Annotated in this window: 27 protein-coding genes; 20 read left to right on the plus strand and 7 right to left on the minus strand. The window is 35.1% G+C overall.

All coding sequences use genetic code 11. The annotated features are described in order from the left end of the window. Positions 1-15: 15 nt before the first annotated feature. Together ABIZ51_01015 and ABIZ51_01020 are read right to left on the minus strand one after the other, a co-directional pair. Positions 16-801: an SDR family oxidoreductase gene (locus ABIZ51_01015; GenBank protein MEO7087355.1), complete on the minus strand. Its 786-nt coding sequence runs from the start codon at positions 799-801 to the stop codon at positions 16-18. A gap of 12 nt (positions 802-813) precedes the next feature. After that, positions 814-1623: a phytanoyl-CoA dioxygenase family protein gene (locus ABIZ51_01020; GenBank protein ID MEO7087356.1), complete on the minus strand. Its 810-nt coding sequence runs from the start codon at positions 1621-1623 to the stop codon at positions 814-816. Between the two features lie 137 nt (positions 1624-1760). On the opposite strand from ABIZ51_01020, the gene ABIZ51_01025 reads away from it, so the two are divergent. The 3 genes from ABIZ51_01025 to ABIZ51_01035 all read left to right on the plus strand — a co-directional run bounded on the left by ABIZ51_01025 (position 1761) and on the right by ABIZ51_01035 (position 5022). After that, on the plus strand, positions 1761-2339 hold the full coding sequence (locus ABIZ51_01025; protein ID MEO7087357.1) for a hypothetical protein: 579 nt from the start codon (positions 1761-1763) through the stop codon (positions 2337-2339). A gap of 157 nt (positions 2340-2496) precedes the next feature. Next, entirely contained in the window at positions 2497-3933 is a 1437-nt protein-coding gene (locus ABIZ51_01030) for a PHB depolymerase family esterase (protein ID MEO7087358.1), read from the plus strand. Positions 3934-4083: 150 nt separating this feature from the next. Beyond that, a complete protein-coding gene (locus ABIZ51_01035) occupies positions 4084-5022 on the plus strand; it encodes a T9SS type A sorting domain-containing protein (protein MEO7087359.1) in 939 nt (312 codons plus the stop codon). Between the two features lie 48 nt (positions 5023-5070). Here the strand turns inward: ABIZ51_01035 and ABIZ51_01040 are convergent, their stop codons facing one another. From ABIZ51_01040 to ABIZ51_01055, 4 genes are all read right to left on the minus strand, one after another. Continuing rightward, positions 5071-6285 (minus strand): M28 family peptidase, encoded by a 1215-nt coding sequence (locus tag ABIZ51_01040; protein ID MEO7087360.1) that lies wholly within the window; start codon positions 6283-6285, stop codon positions 5071-5073. 101 nt (positions 6286-6386) lie between these two features. After that, complete coding sequence (locus tag ABIZ51_01045) at positions 6387-7235, minus strand: MBL fold metallo-hydrolase (GenBank protein ID MEO7087361.1); 849 nt, start codon at positions 7233-7235, stop codon at positions 6387-6389. Positions 7236-7244: 9 nt separating this feature from the next. Further along, a complete protein-coding gene (locus tag ABIZ51_01050) occupies positions 7245-7739 on the minus strand; it encodes a methylated-DNA--[protein]-cysteine S-methyltransferase (GenBank protein ID MEO7087362.1) in 495 nt (164 codons plus the stop codon). 35 nt (positions 7740-7774) lie between these two features. Further along, positions 7775-9550, minus strand: a complete 1776-nt coding sequence (locus ABIZ51_01055; GenBank protein ID MEO7087363.1) for an acyl-CoA dehydrogenase family protein — start codon at positions 9548-9550, stop codon at positions 7775-7777. A gap of 329 nt (positions 9551-9879) precedes the next feature. Between ABIZ51_01055 and ABIZ51_01060 the strand changes: the two genes are divergently transcribed. The 5 genes from ABIZ51_01060 (at position 9880) to bshA (ending at position 15385) form a co-directional block, all read left to right on the plus strand. Next, positions 9880-10170 (plus strand): HU family DNA-binding protein, encoded by a 291-nt coding sequence (locus ABIZ51_01060; GenBank protein ID MEO7087364.1) that lies wholly within the window; start codon positions 9880-9882, stop codon positions 10168-10170. A 10-nt stretch (positions 10171-10180) separates the two neighbouring features. After that, positions 10181-11020, plus strand: coding sequence for a tetratricopeptide repeat protein (locus ABIZ51_01065; GenBank protein ID MEO7087365.1), 840 nt, complete (start codon positions 10181-10183; stop codon positions 11018-11020). A gap of 291 nt (positions 11021-11311) precedes the next feature. After that, positions 11312-12859 carry an Rne/Rng family ribonuclease gene (locus ABIZ51_01070; GenBank protein ID MEO7087366.1) on the plus strand — a complete coding sequence of 516 codons (1548 nt, stop codon included), beginning with the start codon at positions 11312-11314 and terminating at the stop codon, positions 12857-12859. A gap of 533 nt (positions 12860-13392) precedes the next feature. After that, positions 13393-14040 (plus strand): hypothetical protein, encoded by a 648-nt coding sequence (locus ABIZ51_01075; protein MEO7087367.1) that lies wholly within the window; start codon positions 13393-13395, stop codon positions 14038-14040. Positions 14041-14251: 211 nt separating this feature from the next. Next, entirely contained in the window at positions 14252-15385 is a 1134-nt protein-coding gene (gene bshA, locus ABIZ51_01080; protein ID MEO7087368.1) for an N-acetyl-alpha-D-glucosaminyl L-malate synthase BshA, read from the plus strand. A gap of 237 nt (positions 15386-15622) precedes the next feature. Here bshA and ABIZ51_01085 read toward each other — a convergent pair whose 3' ends face one another. After that, the gene (locus ABIZ51_01085; GenBank protein ID MEO7087369.1) at positions 15623-16864 is read right to left on the minus strand and encodes an ABC transporter permease; all 1242 of its coding nucleotides are present in this window, start codon (positions 16862-16864) and stop codon (positions 15623-15625) included. Between the two features lie 374 nt (positions 16865-17238). Here ABIZ51_01085 and ABIZ51_01090 point away from each other — a divergent pair, with 374 nt between their 5' ends. From ABIZ51_01090 to ABIZ51_01145, 12 genes are all read left to right on the plus strand, one after another. Next, positions 17239-18471: an RHS repeat-associated core domain-containing protein gene (locus tag ABIZ51_01090; protein MEO7087370.1), complete on the plus strand. Its 1233-nt coding sequence runs from the start codon at positions 17239-17241 to the stop codon at positions 18469-18471. Between the two features lie 573 nt (positions 18472-19044). Further along, on the plus strand, positions 19045-19980 hold the full coding sequence (locus ABIZ51_01095) for a hypothetical protein (GenBank protein ID MEO7087371.1): 936 nt from the start codon (positions 19045-19047) through the stop codon (positions 19978-19980). 46 nt (positions 19981-20026) lie between these two features. Beyond that, positions 20027-20392: a hypothetical protein gene (locus tag ABIZ51_01100; protein MEO7087372.1), complete on the plus strand. Its 366-nt coding sequence runs from the start codon at positions 20027-20029 to the stop codon at positions 20390-20392. Positions 20393-20484: 92 nt separating this feature from the next. Beyond that, entirely contained in the window at positions 20485-21387 is a 903-nt protein-coding gene (locus tag ABIZ51_01105; GenBank protein MEO7087373.1) for a hypothetical protein, read from the plus strand. Between the two features lie 54 nt (positions 21388-21441). Then, on the plus strand, positions 21442-21867 hold the full coding sequence (locus ABIZ51_01110) for a hypothetical protein (protein MEO7087374.1): 426 nt from the start codon (positions 21442-21444) through the stop codon (positions 21865-21867). A gap of 110 nt (positions 21868-21977) precedes the next feature. After that, positions 21978-22205 carry a hypothetical protein gene (locus ABIZ51_01115; GenBank protein ID MEO7087375.1) on the plus strand — a complete coding sequence of 76 codons (228 nt, stop codon included), beginning with the start codon at positions 21978-21980 and terminating at the stop codon, positions 22203-22205. A 58-nt stretch (positions 22206-22263) separates the two neighbouring features. After that, entirely contained in the window at positions 22264-22785 is a 522-nt protein-coding gene (locus ABIZ51_01120; GenBank protein MEO7087376.1) for a hypothetical protein, read from the plus strand. Between the two features lies 1 nt (position 22786). Next, positions 22787-22945 carry a hypothetical protein gene (locus ABIZ51_01125; protein MEO7087377.1) on the plus strand — a complete coding sequence of 53 codons (159 nt, stop codon included), beginning with the start codon at positions 22787-22789 and terminating at the stop codon, positions 22943-22945. A gap of 134 nt (positions 22946-23079) precedes the next feature. Beyond that, on the plus strand, positions 23080-23421 hold the full coding sequence (locus tag ABIZ51_01130; protein MEO7087378.1) for a hypothetical protein: 342 nt from the start codon (positions 23080-23082) through the stop codon (positions 23419-23421). 224 nt (positions 23422-23645) lie between these two features. Continuing rightward, on the plus strand, positions 23646-24137 hold the full coding sequence (locus ABIZ51_01135) for a hypothetical protein (protein ID MEO7087379.1): 492 nt from the start codon (positions 23646-23648) through the stop codon (positions 24135-24137). Positions 24138-24196: 59 nt separating this feature from the next. Beyond that, positions 24197-24688, plus strand: a complete 492-nt coding sequence (locus tag ABIZ51_01140; GenBank protein MEO7087380.1) for a hypothetical protein — start codon at positions 24197-24199, stop codon at positions 24686-24688. Between the two features lie 408 nt (positions 24689-25096). Beyond that, positions 25097-25724 (plus strand): hypothetical protein (locus tag ABIZ51_01145; protein MEO7087381.1); only part of this gene is annotated, 628 nt, incomplete at its 3' end.

The following is a 25724-nucleotide window of genomic DNA, read 5'->3' on the forward strand; positions in this document are numbered from 1 at the left end:
CGTATTGAAAAAGAATTATTTATTGTATAAATTTCCGGCAATTTTTTCCGTCAATGATTTCGGAATAAAGGAAGTCATTTTTGCAGAAACCAAATTCATCCATCCTGGCAATACTTCTGCTTTGCCTTTAAACATAGCATTTACAGCAGTTTTCGCAACATCCTCGGGATGCATATTAAATTTGGCAGCGGTAGCTTTCAAGGCTTCCATTCCAGCTCTGTCCATAAAATTAGTATCCGTTGCACCGGGGCAAACGCAGGTAACAGAAATGTTTGATTTTTTTAATTCGTAACGCAATCCGCGCGAAAATAAAAGCACAAAAGATTTAGTGGCAGCATACACGCTAAGGCATGGTACCGCTTGATAAGCGGCAGTACTACTGATATTTAAAATATATGATTTTGGTTGTTTTTTTAAGAGCGGCAATAATTCGTACGTAATGTTTACAAGGGCATTCATGTTGAGTTGCATCATGTTTTTTTGCTCGCTCAACTCAAGTGTATCAAATCTGCCCCAAAGTCCGTAACCCGCGTTATTCACGAGAATCGAGACATTGTAATTGTTTTCCGAACACCATTTTTGAATAGTAACAGCAGCATCGGGAAGTGATAAATCGGTGGCTAAAAAATTAATTTTTACGCCGTACTTTTTACTGAAATCTTCCGCAATATTTTTGAGCATATCCGCAGATCTGGCAACGAGCAACAAATCCACTTTTTGTTTTGCCAATACTTCGGCAATCGCTTTGCCAATACCTTTGCTGGCTCCGGTAATCAGAGCTAAATGTTTTTGCTCACTCATATTTTTGAAGGATTATTTTACGTATTTCGAAAAACGTTGGTACAATTGAGTCGGACTGTCTTCTGATTTTGGAGCGTATTTTCCGCTAATCACGGGAACGTACATTACTCTTCTTCTGCTTTTTGGACCAATGTGCGGCGACAAGGCTACACGATGCCACATGCGACCGTCGTGCACGGTTAAATCTCCGGCTTTTGCGTTGATAGCAATTTCATTTTCATCGGGCGTATTGTCCACAAAATATTTTTTTCCAAAAACAAGTTTGATAAAATTTTGTTTGTGCGAACCTGGAATCACGCGTAAACCGCCATTATCATCGGAAGAATCATCCAAATAAATCCCGACATTTAACATCGGCATAATTTTTTTTCCGTAAAAAACATCCCGCAAACAGTCGGTATGCCAACCCATTTTGGTGAAATTACTACTGCCCATATTGAGATAATGATTCAACACCAAACCATCTTTTTCATTTTCGCCAATACGCCCGGGAGCTTGTAAAAGCGGAAACAATGCAGGAAAGCGAGTGTCTTGCAACAACTCATGAAATGCTTGGCTGTGAAGTGATAAAAAGGCGAAACGATGCACAATGGATCTCCCCTCTTCATTTACCCCATATTTAATGGGAACACCGTTTATTTTTTCCACTTTTTCGGCAGCCCAGCGGTTTTCCACTTCTTCGGCAGCTAAAATTAATTCCTGTACTTTTTCTTTTGAAATAAAATTTTCAAAATGGATATATCCTTGTTCGTTAAAATAGTTCGTTTGCTCGGCTGTAAGCTCTTTTCCGAGGCTAAAACGAGGGTATGAAGCTTGTTTCATGTAAAATCGAAAAATAAAATTTTTACAAATGTACAATTTTCTAACATACGCTTAAAATGTGTTACTGGATTTGGGATTTTAACCTTCGCGAATTTAGGCAGTCAAATAATGATTATTTTTACAAAAAAATTTTGGACGTGAGTAAAAAAAATATTTTTCTGTTGCTGCTTATTTTGTTTTCCTTGCAAAGTTTTGCTCAATACGATGAGGATGGAAATCAATCTGGACAAAGAGATTCTGTGCGCACTCATCGTCCGACTCCGCAGCCCAAACCTGATTTTTGGAGCCATACTTATACGGGTGGGAATTTCGGCTTGCAATTTGGCACTGAAACGCTGGTGGATATTTCACCTTTGTTTGGCTATCGCGTAAGCGATCAATTTGCTGTGGGTGTAGGCATTACGTATGAATATTATCATTATCAAGATAGTTATTATAATTTTGTTTCCAGTGTTTATGGAGGTAGAGCCTTTGCCGAATATTTTTTGTTTGATAATATTTTCGCGCATGCGGAATACGAAGTCTTAAATATTCCAACGTATGATTACTTTAATGATCGTATCAATCTAAACAGCGTATTGGTTGGAGGTGGATACAGTCAGCCTTTCGGCAACAATTCATCGTATGTAATAATGATACTTTTTGATGTGAATCAATCACCAAATTCCATTTATATTAATCCTATTTTCCGTGCTGGTTTTACAATTGGGTTGTAATTTTTGGCGTTGAAAAATTATTTTTTCAACCCGTTATTTCATTCAAAAAATTATTTTTTTGAAGCTCTTAATTTCCAATAGTAAAATATCTTTGACATCCTTTTCTGTGTGTTACATTTAGTTCGCACGTGTTTAAATTTTATTACTTTTGGGTTCGATGAAACTGTACGCAATTTATTTATTTCTGGGAATAAGTTCATTGTTTTTGCAATTTCAATCTTGCAGTAACAATGAAGTTAAAAAAGGCGTTACTACTTTTCAAACGTCCGTTACAACTGTTGCTCCGATAAAACAACATTTCGAATCTTTCGCAAAAGGAAAAGAAATTCCGAAAATAATTTGTGAATCGGATAGCCTGCAATCGTATGCTTTGTATTTGCCTTCCAATTACAGCACAGATAAAAAATGGCCCGTTATTTATTGTTTTGATCCGCATGCCAGCGGACTTTTACCCGTTTCGTTGTATAAAAATTTAGCAGAAAAATATGGGTACGTTTTAATTGGTTCTAACAATTCGCAAAATGGCACAACGTGGGATGCTATCAATGCTTCTGTGCAAACCTTAATGGACGATACGCATGCACGTATTTCGATTGACAATAAACGTGTTTATTTGGCAGGATTTTCGGGAGGTGCTCGTGTAGCTGGACTTGTAGCAGAAATGATTCCTGGAATTACAGGCGTTATCGGCTGTGGTGCAGGAATAAACGGATTGGATCCGGGAACGATTTATCCCTTTTCGTACATCGGTATTGTTGGGAATAAAGATTTTAATTACAATGAAATGCAGGATTTAATTGCGAAAATGGGAACCAATATTCGCCATCAATTAATTGTTTACAACGGTAAGCACCAGTGGGCTCCCGTGGAAATTATGAATCAAGCTTTTGAATGGATTACGCTTAACGCGATGAAAGATAAATTGATTCCAAAAAACGATAAACTAATTAATTTAGTAGCAGATGAAAATGAAATAAGCATCAAAAAATATGAAAAAGAAAACGATGATTATAACATGTATTTGAATTATCGAAAAATGTCGAATTTTCTTTCCGGATTGTACGATGTGAAGGTAGAAAATAACATGATTGCCGAATTGGGAACATCCGATAACGTAAAAAAAACAATTGCAACACAAGCTGCTATTGAACTGAAGGAGCGCGCCATTCAGCAAGAATACATGGACGATTTACAATCCAAAGATGTGAGTTGGTGGAAAGACGAAACTAAAAAATTAAATGCGCCGTCGGATAAAGATATTTATTTGATGAACCAACGATTGTTGGGTTTTATGAGTTTGGCGACGTACATGACAATTAGCGATGCCATTCAAAAAAATGCCTGGGATGCTGCCGATCATTTCAATCAAATTTATGCAGCAATAGATCCCACAAATGCAGAACACGCCTATTTATCAGCTTGCTTTGATGCGCGAAAAAAACAAAATGATGCTGCGTACGGAAGTTTGGAAGAAGCGGTAAAATTAGGTTTTTCAGATTTTAATCGGACAGAAAAGGATTCCAATTTTGTTGCCTTAAAATATACCGCAACTTTCTCAAAAATTATTTCTCAGATGAAGAAAAAGTCGAAATAATATTCGTTGCTCTTCATTTTTTGTTCGTGTAAAAAAGGTCTTCCAAAAAATAATTTTTCAGAACACATATTTTCCTTTTTTTGTTTTCTAAAAAAAATAATTACCTTTGGTGGAGTAAATTAAAAAAAATAACCTAAAAATAAATATATTATGATAAAAAAAATACTCTTTGTCGGTATGTCAATTGTTACATTCGGTGTTTTAAATGCCAATGCACAAGCACTTCCAAACCCTGGTTTTGAAACATGGGTTCACACTTCTGGTCCGCCAGCTTACGATGATCCACAAGGATATGCGACGGCAAATATTTTATCCAATTCCTTTTTAGGAAGTAATCCTGTTTCTGTTTTTAAAGAAACAACTATTATTCATAACGGTGCTGCTGCGATGAAAATCGTATCGGTTGCTCTAACCAACAACCCATTGTCGGCAACACTACCTGATACTATTGGTTTAGCCGTAACAGGAAGCGTGAGTGGTTCTGGAATAAAAACAGGGTTTGCTTACGCTGCAATACCAAGTGCTTTTCAATTTTATGCGGAATATATTCCTAATGGAGTAGATACTGCTTGGGGACTTTCTGCTTTAACCCACTTTAATACAATTACTCATAAGAGAGATACTCTTGATGTAGCGGTTATTCGAATTGCAGGAAACGTTTCTACTTACACGTTATTCACCACTCCATATATTTCTTTATTGACTGGTACTCCAGATACTTGCATAGTCGCTTTTTCAGCAACTAATCCTCGTAAAACTGGAAGACATCACGCAGGAAGCATTTTTTATGTGGACGATGCCAATTTGAATACGACAGGAATTCCTGAAAATTCAATGGCAACTGAGCATGTTTCGGTTTTTCCGAATCCAGCTATCAATGAATTAAACGTGGTAACTACGAATATGAAAAATGCAACATCCGTAATTGTATATGACATTACTGGACGCAAAATAAACTCGTACAACATCGCAAATCAAGAACATTTGAAAATTAGTACCGACGAATATGCTGCTGGCTTGTACATTTATCAAATAACAGATAAAAATAACAACACTATGCACACTGGAAAATTCAATGTGATAAAATAATTTTTTCGAAAAATAATTTTTAAGAAGGGAACTTTCGGGTTCCCTTTTTTATTGAATTTCTGTTGCGAAATCAATTAATAAATGCGCTAAGTTTTCAAATTTAGCGAGCGATAAAAGTGCAGGTTTGTCAAACACATCGTGATATGCTTTCGAGCCGCCCATCGTGTAAACAAATACTGCTTTCACATTTTTTTTGGAGAAATAATAATGATCGCTGTTCGCTGCTTCGCCACGAATTTTAACTTGCAACAAATAATTTTTTTCGGAATTTATTTTTGAAAGTAAATCAAAATCAGTTTTAAAAATGCTGCCATTTACAACTGTAATGCCTTCTTCGCCCGTTCCAACCATATCCATATTTACTAAAATTTTTATTTCCGATAATGGAAACAAAGGATGTTCGGTATAATATTTTGAGCCGAGTAAACCTACTTCTTCACCCGTAAATGCCATAAAAACAACGGAGCATTTTAATGGATGTGCGCTGAAATAGTTTGCCAAATTTAACAACATCGCTACGCCGCTGGCATTGTCGCTCGCTCCTGGAAAATAAGCGTTTTTACCCATTTCTCCGAGGTGATCGTAATGTGCCGAAAACACAATAAACGAATCTGTATACTGAGTTCCTTTTACAAACCCAATAACATTTTGTGTACGACATTTTTCTAAAAATTTAGTTTGAATGTCGAGAAAAATATTTTTTCCGGATACTGGAAATTTATTCCTAAGCGTTTCGATGAGCGCATACTTTTCAACGTATTGCGACATTTCTTCTGTCAATTTAGTTCTCAATACAATCACGCCTTTCGCATGAAAAGGATTGAATCGCAAACGTTCAAAAAACGATAAAGTATCCTTGTTTTTTATTCCGGAATCGTCCACTAAAATAAATGCATTTGAAAAATTATTTTTTTGAAAGGCTTCGTATGCTTTCGGATTTTTGTAAACAGAGTCATTAAAAAGAAGAATCGGAAATGTTCCAGAAGTGCTTGCTGTAACAGGAATAACTATGTAATCTTCACCAGGAATTAATTTTTTGTCGTCTATTTTAATTTCCATTTTTCCCGGAAAAATATTCACCGGAAAATTTAAATTTTGGAAATAGGATTTTCCGAATTTCTGCAAGCCTATTTTCTCAAATTGATGTTCGATATAAATAGCTGCCTTTTTATTTCCATCGCCTACATAGCCACGCCCGTGCATGGTTTCGGAAGCCAGCGTGTCGATAATTTGTTTTGCGTAGGATATACTTTGTGCCTGCAAACAGATTTGTACAAGACAAAAAAAACAGAAGGTAAAAAAATATTTTTTCATAAAAAATAAATTAAAAAAGGGCTTCGAAAAATAATTTTTCAAACACTATTTTACTCGCCGAAAAAATCGCTTAAACTAAAAGTATCTTTTAATCGGATTCCTTTTTCTGTTTTCTGAACGGTGCAGCATTCGCTTACCGAATCGTGTTCGAGAAATAAAATAAATTCTTCTTCGGCTGCTTTCTCCAAAAAAATCTTTTTTTCTTCCATCGTCAAAAGCGGTCGCGTATCGTAACCCATTACGTAAGGCAAAGGAATATGTCCGGTAGAAGGTAATAAATCTGCCATATAAACAATAGTTTTACCTTTGTATTTAATGTGCGGAATCATCATCGCGTCAGTGTGTCCGCGCGCATACATCACTGAAAAATCAGAAAATAATTCACCTTCTTTTTCTACAAATTTTAATTGTCCACTTTCTTGAATAGGCAAAATGTTTTCTTTCAAAAAACTTGCTTTCTCGCGCGGATTGGGTTTTGTCGCCCATTCCCAATGTTCGCGATTGCTCCAATACGTGGCGTTTTTAAAAGTAGTTTCAAAACCTGTTTTATTTTTATTGTGTTGAATGCTGCCTCCACAATGGTCAAAATGTAAATGCGTTAAAAACATATCGGTTATATCGCTACTCGAAAAATTAATTTTTCGAAGTGATTTTTGAAGCGAATCATCTCCGCTCAAATAAAAATGTCTAAAAAAATTCTCGTCTTGTTTATTCCCGATTCCGTTGTCAATTAAAATTAATTTATTCCCATCTTCAATCAACAAACAACGCATTGCCCAGGTGCACATATTATTGGCATCGGCTGGATTTGTCTTGTTCCACAAGGATTTCGGAACAACGCCAAACATCGCGCCTCCGTCTAATTTAAAAAGTCCGGAATTAATTACGTGAAGTTTCATCTGAGTATTTTAAAGATTAAACAATTGTTTTTGCTCGCCTAAACTACCTTTTTTTTCGTGCTGAAGCAACCATTCTTTTCGCCACAAACCACCAGCGTAGCCAGTTAATTTTCCGTTTTCGCCAATTACACGATGACAGGGAACGATAATAGAAATAGGATTTTTCCCGTTGGCATTTCCTACGGCTCGCGTTGCATTTTTATCGCCCAAAGCAATTGCGATTGTTAAATATGAAACAGTTTTTCCGAAAGGAATTTCAGCCAATTCTCGCCAAACTTTTTTTTGAAAATCGGTTCCTTCCGGATTTAATTTGAGCTCGAAAATTTTCCTTTTGCCAGAAAAATATTCTTCGATTTGATACGCTACATTTTTCAAAGAATCGTGTATTTCAAAAATATTTTTTTTATTTTCTTCGATAAAAATGAGCGAAGAAATTCCCGATTCATTTCCTGTTAATTCCATCCACCCGATAGGCGATTTTATAAACGAGGTATAAATCTCCATTTGAAAAAATTATTTTTCGAACGATTTTTCTTCGATTAAAAACAGTATTTATTTTCTGTAATTAATTTAGCGGCAACGTTTCTGCGTGCGTCTTTTGCGTTAAAAGATTCTGTTTTTGTGAAACGTTTTAAACCCATCAACATCATGCGTTGTTCATCGCCTTGTACAAAAGAATTAATTGCTTCTTTCCCATTTTTGTTGATACGATCGGCAGCATCATTTATAAAAATGCGCATCATATCAATATGAACTTTGCAACTTTCTTCGCCACGCATTCCGACCAATTTTTCAACACGCAATTGCAACGATTCGGCAACGTATAAATCAATTAGCATATCTGCAATGTTCATTAATACTTCTTGTTCTTTCGCCAATTCCATCATTAATTTTTGAGCAGCAGAGCCAGCAACCATCAAAATTGCTTTTTTGAAATTTTGTAAATATTTTTTTTCAGCTGCAAATAAAGTCGTTTCGTCTGCACCAAAATCAGGAATTGACATTAACTCTCCTGCCACTTTTGTAGCTGGTCCCATTAAATCCAATTCGCCTTTCATGGCACGTTTCAGCATCATATCTACAATCAACATTCTATTGATTTCATTCGTTCCTTCAAAAATCCGATTGATACGTGCATCGCGATAAGCGCGTTCCATCGGAGCATCAGCAGAATAACCCATTCCGCCATAAATCTGAACGCCTTCATCCACCACGTAATCCAACACTTCCGAACCATTTACTTTCATGATGGCAGCTTCGGTAGCAAATTGTTCCACGCCTTTTAAAATAGATTTTGCGTAATCCATTCCGCCTTTTGCAAGCGATTGAATATTGTCTTCAATATCCTGGGTAACGCGATACAAAGCCGATTCAGAAGCATAAATACGAATAGCTTGTTCCGCCAATTTGTAACGAATAGCGCCATATTTTGCAATTGGTCTGCCAAATTGTTGGCGCTCATTTGCATATTTTACAGATTGACTCGCAGTTTCTTTTGCTCCGCCCAAAGCAGCCGCAGCAAGCTTTATACGACCCATATTCAAAATATTAACGGCTATTTTAAAACCGTTTCCGCGTTCGGATAATAAATTTTCTACTGGTACTTTACAATCATTGAAAAAAACTTGGCGCGTAGAACTTCCTTTAATCCCCATTTTGTGTTCTTCCGGATTTAGTGTAATTCCGCCAAAAGATTTTTCCACAATAAAAGCACTTAAATTTTCATCGTTATCTATTTTTGCAAAAACCGTGAAGACCTCTGCAAATCCAGCATTCGTAATCCACATTTTTTGTCCGTTCAAAATATAATTTTTTCCGTCAGGCGAAAGCACTGCTTTTGTTTTTCCTGAATTAGCATCCGATCCAGCACTTGGTTCTGTCAAGCAATAACTTGCTTTCCATTCGCCATTGGCAAGTTTCGGAAGGTATTTGGCTTTTTGAGCTTCGGTTCCATAATATAAAATCGGTAACGTTCCAATTCCGGTATGAGCCGCAATAGAAACTGCCATACTGTGCCCAGCACCAATACTTTCAGTAGCAAGCATTCCGGTAACAAAATCTTTTTCAAAACCTCCGTATTGTTCTGGAATATTTAGTCCGAGAATACCGAGTTCAGCGGCTTTGTCTAATAAGCGAACATTGATATTATCTTCTTGGCGATCAATTTTATCGAGATTGGGCCACACTTCTTGCTCTAAATAATCTTTGCAAGTTTGCGCAATCATTAATTGTTCTTCGTTCCACTCTTCGGGAATAAAAACATTTTTGGCTTCTGTTTCTTTGATGAGGAATTCTCCTCCTTTTAATGTTGACATGGGGAAATTGATTTTAGATGTTTAGCTATTGAGTAGTAGAAAATAAGTGTTCTGAGAAATTATTTTTCAGAACAAATGCCAAAATTAATAATTAATAATTAGTGCAAACTAATTTTTTGAATACTTATGGAATTATAGTGGTTATCAAAAATCTATAATCTGCCTGTAAATCGGATTATAGATTTTTGATAACAGAATTCGTAAACTTAAAAATAGAATAAAAGTTAATTTTTTGTATATCAATTTTAATATTATCTTTGCAGCCCTTAAATAAATTATTAGGGGATTAAAAAATTGATAATCAAAGTATAAAAAGTGTAAAGAGTAGTATGACAAAAGCAGATATCATCGCAGAAATTGCAGAGAAAACAGGAGTAGAAAAGGTTGCTGTGCAGGTAACGGTTGAAACATTTATGAAATCAGTGAAAAATTCGCTTACCAAAGGAGATAACGTGTATTTGAGAGGTTTCGGAAGTTTTATCGTGAAAAAGAGAGCAGAGAAAACAGGTAGAAATATTTCGAAAAATACCGCAATAATTATTCCTGCGCATAATATTCCGGCGTTTAAACCGGCTAAAACATTCACTGAAAAAGTGAAAAAAAATGTTAAAGTAGTGTAAATTAAAATTCATGCAATCCGCGCAAAAAACACGATTATTAGTTATTGCTGGAGCAATTATTGTATTTGTTCTTTTATTTTTTGTAAGTAAAAAGCCTAACACTGAAATCGTTTCAAAATCTGCGGTAGCAGCCACAACAGATTCGAGTGCAGTTACGTTCGATCAATTTATCAGTCAGCAAAAAGCAAGCGCAGGAGCTGCAAATGCTACTTCTTTACGTTTGGAAGGTTTATTCGGACATGCAGATAAGAATCAGAAAATTAATTTTTCAGACTCTTTAATTGTATGTTGGGATAGTTTAAAAAAGCCTGCAGTTGCTGCTTTTTATGCCGAACAAAAAGCAGGTTTTAGTAATGCAGCAAATGATTGGTACAGAGCCGGTGATCGTTATTATAAATCAGCGGGATTTGTGGATGCGAAAAGTCGTCCGATGTTGTTCAACAAAGCAATGGATTGTTTGAATAAATGTTTGGCAATTGCACCCACCAATTTGGAAGCACAGGTAGATTTAGGTGTTTGTTTTGTGGAAAGTAGCACCAATCCGATGAAAGGAATTTCTTTGTTGAAAGGTGTTATAGAAAAAGATTCCAACAATGTGGACGCACAATTGAATTTGGGTTTTTTCTCGGTTAATTCTGGTCAGTACGATAAAGCGCTGTATCGTTTTCAACGTGTATTGCAAATTGATCCGACGTATTTGGAAGCCTATTTATTTATGGAAGATGTGTACGAGAAAACGGGAAATAAAGCACAAGCCATTGTCTGCTTAAAAAAATACGTTAGTTTAGTGGACGATCCAACCATTAGAAATGAAGTAAAAAATTATATTAGTAAATTAGAAAACAGTTAAAATACTTAAAAAATGCCAAGCGGTAAAAAAAGAAAAAGACATAAAATGGCCACTCACAAACGTAAAAAACGTTTGAGAAAAAATCGCCATAAGAAAAAGTAATCTCTTAAAGAGCGTGCGTTGCGCATAAACTTTCATGTTTGTAAACCAAGCGGAAAGTTTATGTTGCTACACTAAATGTACGCGTGCTATTTTCCTTACATTTTCTAAAACAAAACACAAATTTTCGCATTTCGTCCACCGGAATCATCGGTACGGAGCGCGCGTTATTTTCATTAAAAAAAACTTAGAGTGAACGAATTAATAATTAATTCTACTCCCACAGAAGTTGTTATTGCCCTTTTAAACAACAAAAGATTAGTTGAGTTAAACAGAGAAAAAAGCAATAATAATTATACAGTCGGCGATATTTATTTGGGCAGAGTAAAAAAAGTAATGCCTGGATTAAACGCTGCATTTGTGGATGTAGGCTACGAGAAAGACGCCTTTTTGCATTACCTTGATTTAGGTCCGCAAGCGCAATCCCTTAACAAATACACCAAACTCACACAAACAGGGAAACAAAGTGCTTCCGCTTTGATGTATTTCAAATTAGAAGATGATATTAAAAAAGATGGTAAAATAGGCAATATCCTTTCTGGCAATCAGCACATAATGGTGCAAATAGCGAAAGAACCTATTTCTACAAAAGGTCCACGAATTACAACGGAAATTTCTTTGGCAGGACGATATTTGGTATTGGTTCCTTTTTCGGATAAAATTTCTGTTTCTCAGAAACTGAAAAATCCCGAAGAAAAAAACCGTTTGAAACGCTTAATTCAAAGTATCAAACCGAAAAATTTCGGTGTGATTGTGCGCACTGTTGCTGAAAACAAAAGTGTTGCCGATTTGGATGCCGATTTAAACGATTTGGTTAAAAAATGGGATACCTGTTTTGAAGCGCTTAAAAGCGGCCAACCTCCGCAAAAATTATTGGGCGAAATAGATCGTACTTCTGCGATTCTGAGAGATTTGCTGAACGCAAGTTTCAACAGCATCAACGTAAACGACGCCACTTTGTACGAGGAAATGAAAACCTATTTACAAACTATTGCGCCCGACAAAGAAAAAATTTTAAAACTCTATAAAGGCAGCGAACCTATTTTTGATCATTTCGGTGTAGATAAACAGATAAAAGCTGTTTTCGGGAAAACAGTGAATATGAAATCTGGTGCGTATTTGATTGTAGAACATACCGAAGCTTTGCACGTTATCGATGTAAACAGTGGTAATCGTACAAAATCAGATAAAGATCAAGAAACAAATGCCTTAGAAGTAAATTTAGAAGCTGCTTCGGAAATTGCGCGCCAATTGCGTTTGCGCGATATGGGCGGAATTGTTGTGGTGGATTTTATTGATTTACACTCTCCTGCCAATCGTAAATTATTGTTTGATAAAATGAAAGAGGAGATGAAGCAAGATCGTGCCAAACACAATATTTTGCCTCCAAGTAAATTTGGATTGATTCAAATTACACGTCAACGCGTTCGTCCAGAAATGAATATTATAACCGTAGAAAAATGTCCTTCTTGCGGCGGAACTGGCGAAATACAAGCCAGTATTTTATTGGTAGATGGCATCGAAAATAATTTACGTTACATCTTAAAAGAACAAAACGAAAAATCGGTTACACTTTGCGTACATCCTTTTATCGAAGCGTATTTGTTGAAAGGATTTTTTTCCATCCGAGTAAAATGGTTCCTCAAATACAAAAAATGGATTTCTGTAAAAGCCATTACTTCGTATCACTTTACGGAATATCATTTTCTCAATAAAAGCGGAGAAGAAATAAAATTGTAATTCTCATTTTCTAAAAAACGTCTTCGAAAAATTAATTTTTTGAAGACGTTTTTTTATTGTTTTTATTTCGCGAAAAATCCGATTTGAAAAATGTGTGATTATGACATTTAAAAAAAATGTGAACGTCATTCCGAACTTGATTCGGAATCTGCGCGAAAGAAAAACTTCGCTGAAATCCTTCAACAATAATTGAAAAAAAGGTATTTTATTGTTGTATTCAGCTTTTAAGAAAATGTTTTTTTACGTTCTTTTTTCTTGATAAAAAAGAACCAAAAGATCAAGGCTTGGATTCCTCATTTCATTTCAGCTTCCTAAAGTCTATTCGTTGGGTGATTTCCGAACATCCGTTCGGAACTTCCCAATCTCATCACGACTTCATTTTGCTAAAATTTTATTCGCAATCCTATGCCATTTTAAACTTGTAAAACTATTTTGTTGCAAAAAAAATATACGTTATTTTTGAAACGTAAAGCGACAATTTGATTGCGGCAATCTAAATATTACCGAGCATTTAAAAGACGACATAGCTGACAATGAAACGACAAAAATTAATATTGACATTGTTCATTTTGACAAGCTTATTTGCTTGTGAGCCGCCTGTGACTTTTAATGAACCGCAACCAACCAAGACAGACAATTTATCAAAATTTCCAAATCGCTTACAAGGACAATACATAAGCCTTGCAGACAATTCATCATTATCCATTAGTAATGGATTAATTTTAAGAATTTACGACTATGACTACAAGGTTAATCCAAACCAACTTGATAGTAATTCAAGAGTTTCAGGAGACACAATTATAGATCTAAAGACAAATGAAAGGACTTTAATAAAACATGAAGGAGATAGTTTGGTAACTCACATTCACTACATCGACACTTTGTTTCAAATGAACTACGACAACGTTGTACGAAAATTTAAGGGGTACTATTTTTTAAACACACGTTACGACAAAGAAAGTTGGGTAATTAAGAAAGTTAAATTATCAAATGGACAACTTGTAATTAGCAGCATTGAAGGAAAGCTTGACCTCGAAAATTTAAAAGAAATAACCGAAACAACACAAGATACAATTCCTCCTTATAAGTTCACAACGACTAAAAGGCAATTTAAAAAATTTATAAAAAATGACGGCTTCCGCGATAGCGAAATTTTCGTGCGACAAAATAAAAATGGTTAAGTGTTGCGTCTTCGATACGCTAATTAAGTAGGACTCTTCCCCCCCCGCAGATTCCGAATCAAGTTCGGAATGACATCCAACATTTTAATTAGCATATCTGCAAATTTTCAAATCTATTTTCAATTATTGTCGGATAATTTCGGCAAAACTTGAAAATAGAAATAAGTATCTTTGACAAATAAATGGCATTCAAAAAAATAATTTTTCAAAGATGAAAATCGGTATTGTTTGTTATCCAACTTTTGGAGGAAGCGGCGTAGTAGCCACAGAATTAGGCAAAGCGCTCGCGCAAAAAGGGCATCAAGTTCATTTTATTACATACAGTCAGCCGGTGCGCCTCGATTTTTTTTCGGAAAATTTATTTTATCACGAAGTTCAAGTTTCCGATTATCCATTGTTTGAATATCCACCTTACGAATTAGTATTGGCAAGCAAATTAGTAGATGTAGTGAAGTATGAAAAATTAGATTTATTGCACGTTCATTATGCCATTCCGCACGCATCTGCAGCCTATATGGCGAAACAAATTTTGGCTTCGCAAGGCATTCACATTCCTTTTATTACCACACTGCACGGCACGGATATCACGCTGTTGGGCAGAGATAAATCTTTTGAACCAGTCATTACTTTTGCTATTAATCAGTCGGATGCCGTTACCACTGTTTCCGAAAGTTTGAAATTGGATACCTACAAACATTTTCCGGTAACTCGTGATATCAAAGTAATTCCGAACTTTATCAATTTGAAAGAATACAATCATTCTCAAAATTTATGTCACAAACATTCGTACGCACCGCAAGGTGAAAAATTACTCATTCACGTTTCTAATTTCCGTAAAGTAAAACGGGTAGAAGATGTGTTGCGCGTGTTTGATAAGGTTCGAAAAAAAATTCCTGCGAAACTTATTTTAATCGGCGATGGTCCGGAACGCAGCAATATCGAGAAATTGTGTCGCGAATTGGATACCTGTAAAGACATTCGCTCGCTCGGTAAAATTGTAAATCCAGAACACGTTTTAAATATTGCCGATTTATTTTTATTGACTTCCGAAACAGAAAGTTTTGGATTGGCAGCTTTGGAAGCAATGGCGAGTAAAGTGCCTGTTATTTCAACTAATTCGGGTGGAATTCCGGAAGTAAATATTCAGGGATTTTCCGGAATGCTCAGCAACGTAGGCGATGTAGACGATATGGCGAAAAATGCTATTTATATTTTAGAAGACGAAGAACGCCTAAAACAATTTAAAGCAAACGCTTACAAACAAGCTGAGAAATTTGACATTCATCTGATTTTACCACTTTACGAAAACTTATACGACGAGGTTTTAAAGGCTTCGAAAAAATAATTTTTCATTCTTCCTATTTATCTTTTCTTTTTCTTGAAAAAAGTCACAATGAATCCGATGTCGAAATTAAAAATCGCGCGTTGGCAATGAAAGCATACGATGCCGTGTTGCGTGTGTGTGAGGAATTATGCTTTCTTGATTTTTTGGTTCTTTTGAATCAAGTCAAAAGAACGTAAGAAATAAAAATGTTTTGTTAAGCAACTTCAAAAAAATAATTTTTCATTCTGCATTCTTCATTTACTCAAACCTCAATGCCTCTATCGGATCGAGTTTAGAAGCTTTGATGGCGGGAATAATTCCGGATAATAATCCGACTAAAAGACATAAACCAATTCCGAAAAAAATCCATTCCCAAGGCACAATAAATCCGATTCCGAATTGTAAGGAAATTAAATTCCCTGTAATAATTCCCAATAGAATTCCGAATAAACCACCCAACTGACAAATCACAATGGCTTCCATTAAAAATTGATTGCGAATCACTTTTCCGGTTGCACCAATTGCTTTACGGATGCCTATTTCGCGCGTACGCTCTGTTACGGAAACCAACATAATATTCATCAAGCCAATTGCTGCGCCCAGCAAAGTGATAAAGCCGATCGCGGTTGCGCCATAAGTTACTTTTTTGATATTATCAATCAACATATTGGCGAGGTTATCGCTTTTTACGATGTCGAAATTATCTTCTTCGCTTAGCGGAATTTTACGCACAATCCGAAAAACACCCGTTGCTTCATTGATGGCGGCATTCATTTGTTGCGCATTTTTTCCCAATACATTAATCCGATAAGACATATTCGGATCGGGAAAATATTGCCGCGCATTGTTGAGTGGAATAATGCAAATTTTATCGCCGCCAAAACCCATTCCTGTACCTTTTGATTTCAATACTCCAATAATTTTATATTTACCCGGACCGATGGAAATAACTTTATCAATGGGGTTTTCGTTGCTTTTGAAAAGCACTGAGATCAGCTCGCTTCCAATCATTACTACGTGATTGGCATCTGTATTGTCTTGCGCAGAAAAATTTCTGCCGCTTCCCATTTCATAACCAGAAGTTGCCAAATAATTTTCGTCGCCGCCAATCACTTGAATGTTGGGATTACTTTGTTGCGATTCGTATTTCAGCGTTCCAGTGCCAGATGCCATTGTAGAAACAGAAGCAATAGCAGGGAAATTAAAGTCTTTTACGAAATTTTCCGCTTCGTCAAACGATATGGCACGAAAGGGCTTCGGATGTTTTCCTTTTTTACCCACTTGCACATTTAATCCGCGATTACGAATGGTAAATGTATTCGCACCCATACTTGTAAAATTTGTGCTAATGGAAGATTTCATTACATCAATGGAAGTTAAAATACCCACCAAAGCCCATATTCCAATGGCGATAATCAATGCGGTAAGAATGGTGCGCAGCAATTGCCCTTTGATGGAATTAAGCGAAATTTTAATGTTTTCTGTAAATAGATTCTTCATCCTCCCAAAAAAATATTTTTCTCAATATTACACATTTTATTTTTTTGAAAAGTACTAAACATCTTTCTGCAATGATGCGGAATTTTTGCGAAGTAGGCGGTTCGAACATTTTCAGAAAAAAATTACTTCTTCAACTGCAGCGGACGACTCTTCGGGTAAGGAAACAAATGCTCATACTCCTGCGGACGACACTTCGGGTCTGGAAATTGACTCTTCAACTCGTGGGGACGACACTTTGGGTCTGGAAATTGACTCTTCAACTCGCGGGAACGACACTTTGGGTCTGGAAATTGACTCTGCAACTCGTGGGGACGATACTTTGGGTCTGGAAATTGACTCTCACACTCCGGCGGACGACACTTCGGGTCTGGAAATTGACTCTCACACTCTGGCGGACGATACTTCGAGTATGGAAATTGATGCTCACACCTCCGCCACTACCAGTGCCTTGTTGCTGGCCTCCACCCTGCTCTTGCGAAGATATAACAGGTCTGGATTCCATCACATGGACATACATGGAAGAACAAAAACAATACGAATTAACCAACCACTTAGGTAATGTTTTTGTAACTTTGAGCGATAAAAAAATTCCTGTGGATACAACTTCTGGTACATCTGCTAAATATTATATCCCTTTGGTTATTACTGCTCAGGATTATTATCCTTTCGGGATGCTGATGCCAGGCAGGAATTTAAACACTACTGGTTTTAGGTTCGGCTTCAACGGAAAAGAAAAGGACAACGAGCTTTACGGAACTGGAAATGCCTATGATTACGGCATGAGAATGTATGATGCGAGGTTAGGTAGGTTTATGAGTGTTGACCCGTTATTCAAAAAATATCCTTTTTATTCTTCATATATGTTCGCTGGCGATATGCCTATTGTTGCCGCAGATTTAGATGGAGAAGAACCTAATATAAAAGGCTCGCCATCAGTGGAAGCTTTAATTCAACCTACACAGAAAGACATTGTTATATCGAATGCAAAGAATGAGGCCTTAGATGCTTTAACAAATGATGCGTATGAAAAAATTGGAGGAGATGCAAAATTCCCCGCTACTGCTACTACTACTTCTGCTGTAACTAGACAAGAAGCAAAAGCGACCATAAAGAATACGATTAGCCAAAATATTGACATAAATGTTACAGTAAAAGAAACGCAGAACATGGATGGTAGCACTTCTTATTCAACAACGACTATTATTACACCCAATAATTTTAGTGAAGCTCAGGCAAAAAATGCTCAAAAAGTACAATTTAAGGAAACAGCTATTAAAATAGCTAAAGGGGCATTTAGTTTAATAACTGATATTCCAGATCCCACTAATCTGGACGAAGGAGGTGAAATGGTTACCTTTACGTTGGGTGTTCTTAAAGTAATACCTAAGGAATCTGTTGGTGCAGCAGGTTGGGTAGCTTCCCCAGTAGCAGTAGGCAATTCTACAATTTCTGCTGCTCACGCAGGAAATTTGATAATTATAGCTGCACAATCTGAAGAATATCTAAAAGATTTATTTACTACCGGCAATTCTGGAACTAAAACACAAAAAACAGTCGATAATCCTGGACCTAAAACGGTTAGTCAACCAAATTCAACAACAAAATAATGGGAGGATTCTTTGCCTGTATAATAGTAGAATGTATAGGAGCCTTTGTGTTTTGGATGTTGAATGGATTTAAAGGAAAATTCCAAACTTACTTATCACACGAAGATGAAAAAAGTAAAGGGCGAAAAAATGGTTTTATGGGGATAATAGTTTTGATACTTCTATTTATTATTTATACGGTAGTGTTCAAAATTTTATAGGGTAGGTAGTGTTGGTAGTGTTCGGAATGTCACCTGAGAGGATGTTGAAATTAGCCCCACCTAAATCCTCCTCAAAGGGAGGACTTAAAAGAAAAAAAAATTGGAAATGATTTTGGAATTTGAAGATTTCAAATTACTAACCGAAAACAATTCCACAAAGTGTTATTGCTAATTGGCTCAACGAGAAAAAATACCGCTCGAACAAGTTTAATTATTAGCAGGACACAGTTGAACTTCTTCTACCGAACGTTACAAACAAAATAATCTCAACGAACAAAGAACGCTTATCAATAAATGGTTTCCGCTCGGATGAAATAATTGTAAAATAAATGAACTGCGTAAATTATAAATAGATAAATTTGAACTTGGAAACATGAATAAAATAACCTTAAATATTCCCAAAAGAGGCTCTGATAATTTTTTAGAGCCCATATATAATTTCATGAATTTTGTTTCAATTTTGAATCAAAATGAGGTGGATATTTTAGAAATAGATTTTAGCAAATGTAAATTTGCAAATCCTTTTATTATTGGTGGTGCTGCGAGTTTAGCAAATTCTCATAATCAAAAAGGTGGTGAGAAAAGTAAAGTAATAACGAATAGCGTAAACGAAGAATTTTCAAATTATTTAGATACTATTTCGTTTTACGATGGATTCAATTATTCGGAATGTAATTTAGATGAATTGGATAATGCGTTGAGGTCATATTATACTAAAACATACATTCCTATCGTTTGCTTTCCCACAGGAAAAACAGAACACGAAGTCAAAATAAGAGAAAAAATTATTACTGCGATAAACAATATAATTAAGAACCAACTTGGTTTAAAACAGGAGCAATTTACAGCAATTGCTTATTTGATTGATGAATTAACTCAAAATATAGTTGAACACTCAGGCTCTGAAAAAGGTATTTTGTTCGCACAGTTTTATCCTACAAAAAATTATATGGATGTGTGTATCGTAGATTATGGAAAAGGTCTTTTTCAATCATATATTGATAGTGGAAAGCATCATCCTAAATCAGAAGAAGAAGCCATTAATTTTGCTGTATTTGGTAAATCAACAAAGGATTTGGCAGAGAGCAGAGGCTTTGGCATATCTACTTCAAGAGAAATGCTTGTAACTGGTCTAAAGGGAAAGTTCTTTTTATATTCGGGAGGGACGTTTTATATACAGACTCTTGAACAACAAGAAGTGCTGAGCCTTCTTGACGAATATAATTACAAAGGCTGTTATATTGCTTTACGAATACCAGTCATTCAACAGGATGATTTTAATTTTTACAACTTTGTTGAAGGTAAATAATCTAACATAATTGATTAACTTTGCGTTGAATAGAAAAAACGAACCTATGAAAAACACAGAAACGATAAAAATAAATGTAGCCAATGAATTTGGTAATACATTGCATTCGAGGGAAGCTGCGTTGAATCTTTTTAGTTTGCTATCAGAGATGTCAAGCAAAGAAATAGAATTTGATTTTTCAAAAGTAGAATATATTTCAAGGTCATTTGCCGACCAATTTTATAAAGAAAAAGAAAAATATCAAAACTCTTTTAGTGTACTTGTGAACATATCAAATGCGGGAGAAGAAGTTCTGTCAATGCTTCGTATTGTTGCTAAAACGCAAAACAAATCGAGTCGTAATTATGTTGTACTTCCAGTATTTAAGTATTCCGATAAAGCTAAGCTTTCCGATTATATGCTTTCGATTTAATTCTTGATTAAAATTGTTTAAAATCCATTCTCAAAAGGAATGGATTTTTTATTTTCAATACAATTTATTTTGTATTTTTATCGAAAGAAAAAATGAAAAATACTTTATCCATTTCAGATAGTTTTGTTAAAACCTATACAGCAGGTTTTAGGTTCGGTTTCAACGGAAAAGAAAAAGACAACGAGGTTTATGGAGCTGGGAATGCTTACACTACCGAGTTTAGAGAACTGGACACCCGTTTAGGTGGCAGGTGGTGGAGCTTAGACCCGAAAGGAAAAGCGTGGGAAAGCCCTTATGTGGGGTTTGGTGATAATCCGATACTGTATAACGATGCAAATGGAGATATAATTTATTTTGCCAAAGGAACATCCAGCCAGTTTAAAATACAATTTGCGACAACAATTAAATATTTAAACCAACATGGTGCCGCAGGTGTTATAGCAAAATTAGAGGCCTCTAAAGTTCCTGTATATATTCAGGAAAGTACATCAATTAGTTCAGGTACAGAAGCAGAAGGAGGAGACAAATTTACTCCCGACAAGGCGAAAGGAGGAAATGGAAAGAACACTATATTATGGAATGCGCATGCTGGAGTCCTAACTACTAAAGGTCATATTTTATCAGCTGCAAGCGGTTTATCTCACGAGGCTGATCATGCGTATGAATACGCTACACATCCAGAGAAATATACGAAAGATGCAACAACTGGCGATGCCAAATATACTACAAAAGAAGAAAGGCGAGTAATAACAGGAAGCGAACAAAATGTTGCATTAAAATTGGGTGAAATAAAAAAAGGAGAGGAGACCAGAACAGACCATTCAGGAACATATCAATATATGGCGGGACCGACAACAACCCAAAGCGAATTTGGAACTGGTGCAACAGTAAACGGCACTAATAAAGACTATGGATTATCTCAGTATATAACTCCAAATAAGGCACCTACTGCAAAATCATCTGATAAAGGATCTTCTTACGCACCCCTCAAATAAATTATGATAAATAGAAAATTTTATATTTCCTTATTAATTAGCTTTTGCATTCTAATGGCATCTTGCCATAACACCCGAAGGCAATTACCCAAAGCAAAAATTAATACTGTTGATAGTATTAAGATAACAAAAGTTATTATCCAATGTGCATCCCCACTTATAGAGACCATCATAGATATAAATTGTGATGATTTTGAAGGCACATTTAAAGCGGAGATGGAAGATACTACAATAACTGATTCTGTTTTTTGCAATGAACTTTATAAAAGGCTAAAGGAAATAAAATTATCAAAAGATTCAAGGACTCCTGATGTAAGAGTAAAAACAATAATCTTTTTTAGCAATAATACAACTTCTGATTTCTGCATGAGAGGGAATTGTGCAAGTTGTCCATTCGAATACAATAACAAAGCAATAATGTATAATAAAGATTTAGTAGCTCTGATATGGAATAATTTACCTGATGGTTATAATAAATAAGGTAGTTTTCAGATTGTCCTTCTGAGAATTTTTTTTCAGTAAAAAAACCAGTTTGAAAAAATAATTTTTCGAAAAAAAAGAAAATAAAATTGATTGAAAAAAATAATTTTTTGTTACCCGAAAAGATTATTTATAAGCCGCTTTTTCCTGATAGAAATTTAAACACCAAAACGATTCGGCAAAGTGTTATCGCCAACTGGCTCAACGAGAAAAAAATACCGCTCGAACAAGTTCAATTATTGGCAGGTCATCGTTGGACTTCTTCTACCGAACGATACAAACAAAATAATCTCAACGAACAAAGAACGCTTATCAATAAATGGTTTCCGTTGGATTAAATTAAAAAATAATTTGTAACTTTGTGTAACAAAATAAAAAAAAAATCGTAAATTTAAGGTGGCTAAAAAAGCAAGAAAAAAAGAAGTAAATATTGAAATTGATAAATTGACTAACTCGATCGAAAATGTACTCAGTGGGGATGTTTTCGATACGGAGTTTCACAAAGTATCAAAGAGCGATATTAAAAAGAAAGACTGGCTTTTTGATTGGCATTTGGAACTTAAAAATAAAAACAGGCAGGTTTATAAAATGACGATTAAAAATAATGCGAAAATTATTCAAGGCTTAATATCTTTTTCTGTGGATGAGAATTTTATTTTTATAAATCTTGTTGAAAACGCCAAATTTAACAGAGGAAAAAATAAAATTTATGTAGGTGTTGCAGGAAATATGTTTGCCTTTGCCTGTAAGGTATCTAAGGAAAAGGGATTTGGTGGAATCGTTAGTTTCGTTGCAAAAACATTGTTGATTAATCATTACTATAAAACATTAGGAGCTACAACAATTATCGGACAAAGAATGATTATTGAAGGAGAAGCGACACATAATTTAATAAACCAATATTTTAAAAATAAATAACATGAAACTGCAAAGAGAACCAATAGAGATAGACCTTTATGTTGAAAACAAGGAGCTATCCGAAAAAGAAAAACAGGAGATAAGGGACTATGTCAAAGCCTTAAATCTTCGGAAAAAATTGATTAAGAAAAAACACAAGCAAAAGCTAACTGCTGCTTAATACTAAATATTCTTGATTAAAATTGTTTAAAAAACCATTCAAAAAAAGAATGGTTTTTTTATTTTTTATACAATTTATTTTGTATTTTTATCGAAAGAGAAAAATGAAAAATAATCTTTCCATTTCAGATAGTTTTGTTAAAACCTATACAGGAAAATTCAGATTTCCGTTCCACTGTTACTAAAGGAAATAGTGGATTATGGACTGCTAGCCCTCCTTCTAATTATATTCCTTATCCTCATGAATTTGCACATTTGCTTGGCTTGGATGATGGTTATTTCGATGTGTTTTATTCAACAGACGCAATATTTGACGCTGACAAGATACAGGGACAGACAAAAGAAAATTACAATAAAAATGATGTTGTTGTGGATCCAAACGGTATAGTAACACAAGATGATGTAGATGCTTTAGGAGATTATATAATGAAACAATACACCAACCAGCCTACCTCTAATAACAAAACATGGACTTGAAAAATAGAAGTACCTAGCATGACTTTATGAAAAGGAACGACAGTAGAGGAAAGATTAAAAATGCAAGGACGACCAGTTAAAATGGACGAAAACACAAAACACACTCCGGCTAACAATAAAGGAAAAGAAAGCCATCAGACTGTTAGAAATTTATAAAGAATGAAACAAAAAATAACATTTTTTAAGTATTTGTCGTTTATTAATTAGGACTAGTAATAATTCAAATGAAAAAGATCATATTTTTCTTTATAGCTTCAATAAGCATTATTTCTTGCACAGAAAGACAGACAAGCCTCTTTGACAATAAAGACAACAATAAATACGGTTTACAATTCGAATTATTCGGTGATAATTGTGATAAAAAAAGAATTACTATTTACTTTACCCCCGACATTTTGGAAGACACACTAATCGTTGATAAATACTATAATTCTCATAGCGATTCTTGTGATTCACGAAGAGTGAGCATTTCTAAAATTGACCAAGATTCGCTGTACACTTTTTTTAAAGATGCTATGAATAAGTTTAAAATAAACGGAGAAAGACCAAATAAAAAAATAAGCATGGCAATTAAACTAACAATTTTTTCAACAGACAAGACAATATCAACAAGTTATTTAAATCTTAAAGATCTTAATAAGGATAATCCTGACATTACACAACTTGTTAATTTTTTAAATAGAAGAATTGGCAGGAAGTCTCAAATTAATTACTAGTTTGAACAGTGTCAAAATTTGGTCATGCGCTTTTTTTGTTTCAAAAAATAATTTTTCAAATGAAAAAGATTATATTCTTCTTTATAGCTTCAATAAGCATTATTTCTTGCACAGAACAGCAAACAAATCGCTTTGATGCTAATGATAGTAATAAATCCTGTTTAAAATTTGAGCTATTCGGTGATGGTTGTGATAATAGGTTTACTATTCTTTTGAACGTTCCGACGTCAGAGGATACTCTAATCATTTATAAATGCAGTAATGCTTATACCAATTCTTGTGATTCAAATAAAATAAGCATTACTAAGATTGACCAAGATTCGCTATACGCTTATTTTAAAGATGCTGTGAATAAATTTAAAATAAACAAACTGGGTCAAAATAAAACAGGGATAGCTATTAGGCTATCAGTCTTTTCAAAAGACAAGTCAATATCAATAAGTTATTTAAGCCTTGAACAACATCTTCGTAAGAATAATTCTGACGAGATCACACAGATCGTTAATTTTTTAAATAGAAGGATTGACAGGAAATTTCAAATTAATTATTAGAATGGGTAGTGGGTAGTGTTCAGATTGTCACCAACAAAGAATTGAAAATTGACAATGGATAATTGATAATTGATAATTGAAAGCAGCGGCATCGGATTTCGAATAAAATTTTAGCAAAATGAAAGCGTGATGAGATTGGGAAGTTCCGAACGGATGTTCGGAAATCGCCCAACGAATAGCTTTCAGGAAGCTAAAATGAAATGAGAAAGCCAAGCCTTGAATTTTTGTTTCTTTTGCTTCAAGGCAAAAGAAAAAGCAATTGAAAATGCAAAACTGATTTGAAGATTAAATAAATTAAGAATGCAGAATTGATTTGAAGATGTATCAATTATAAAGAAGCGTGTCATTATGCAATAATCCTGTTTAAAAATATATGTATATATTTGATACTCTAAAAAAATAATCTCCATGAATCAAAAAGCTACTCTTTTATCTTCTGCCATTGTTTCCGCAGTATTAATTTCTACAATTGCCTTATCAGTGAAACATCAAAAAAATAATTTTCCGAAACAGCAAAATGTAAATGCAACAAACAATGCAGGTGTTTTTGAAGACGATGCCAATGAACGTATCGCATGGGAAACTCAGCGTTTACGCGATCCCGAAACAGGAAAAATCCCAAACGATATTCGCAGACAAGAATTAATTTATGCTTCCACATTACCTGTTAATATTGCTTCTGAGAATGAACGTACACATAGTGCAAGCACTTGGGCAGCTCGTGGACCTTGGAATGTAGGCGGTAGAACGCGTGCTTATGCAGCAGACATCAGCAATGAAAATATATTACTTGCCGGTTCTTGTTCAGGCGGAATGTGGCGTTCCTCCGATGGCGGTGGTTCGTGGACAATGACAACACCGCTTGCTATTCAGCAAAGTGTAAGTTGTTTAGCACAAGATGTTCGTGTTGGACATACCAACACTTGGTATTATGGTTCCGGAGAAGCTTATGGAGCATCTGCCAGCGCTGGCGGAAATGCGTATTATCTCGGTAACGGAATTTATAAATCAACAGACGATGGACAAACGTGGACTT

The organism is Bacteroidia bacterium (assembly GCA_039924845.1).
GTDB lineage: Bacteria > Bacteroidota > Bacteroidia > DATLTG01 > DATLTG01 > DATLTG01.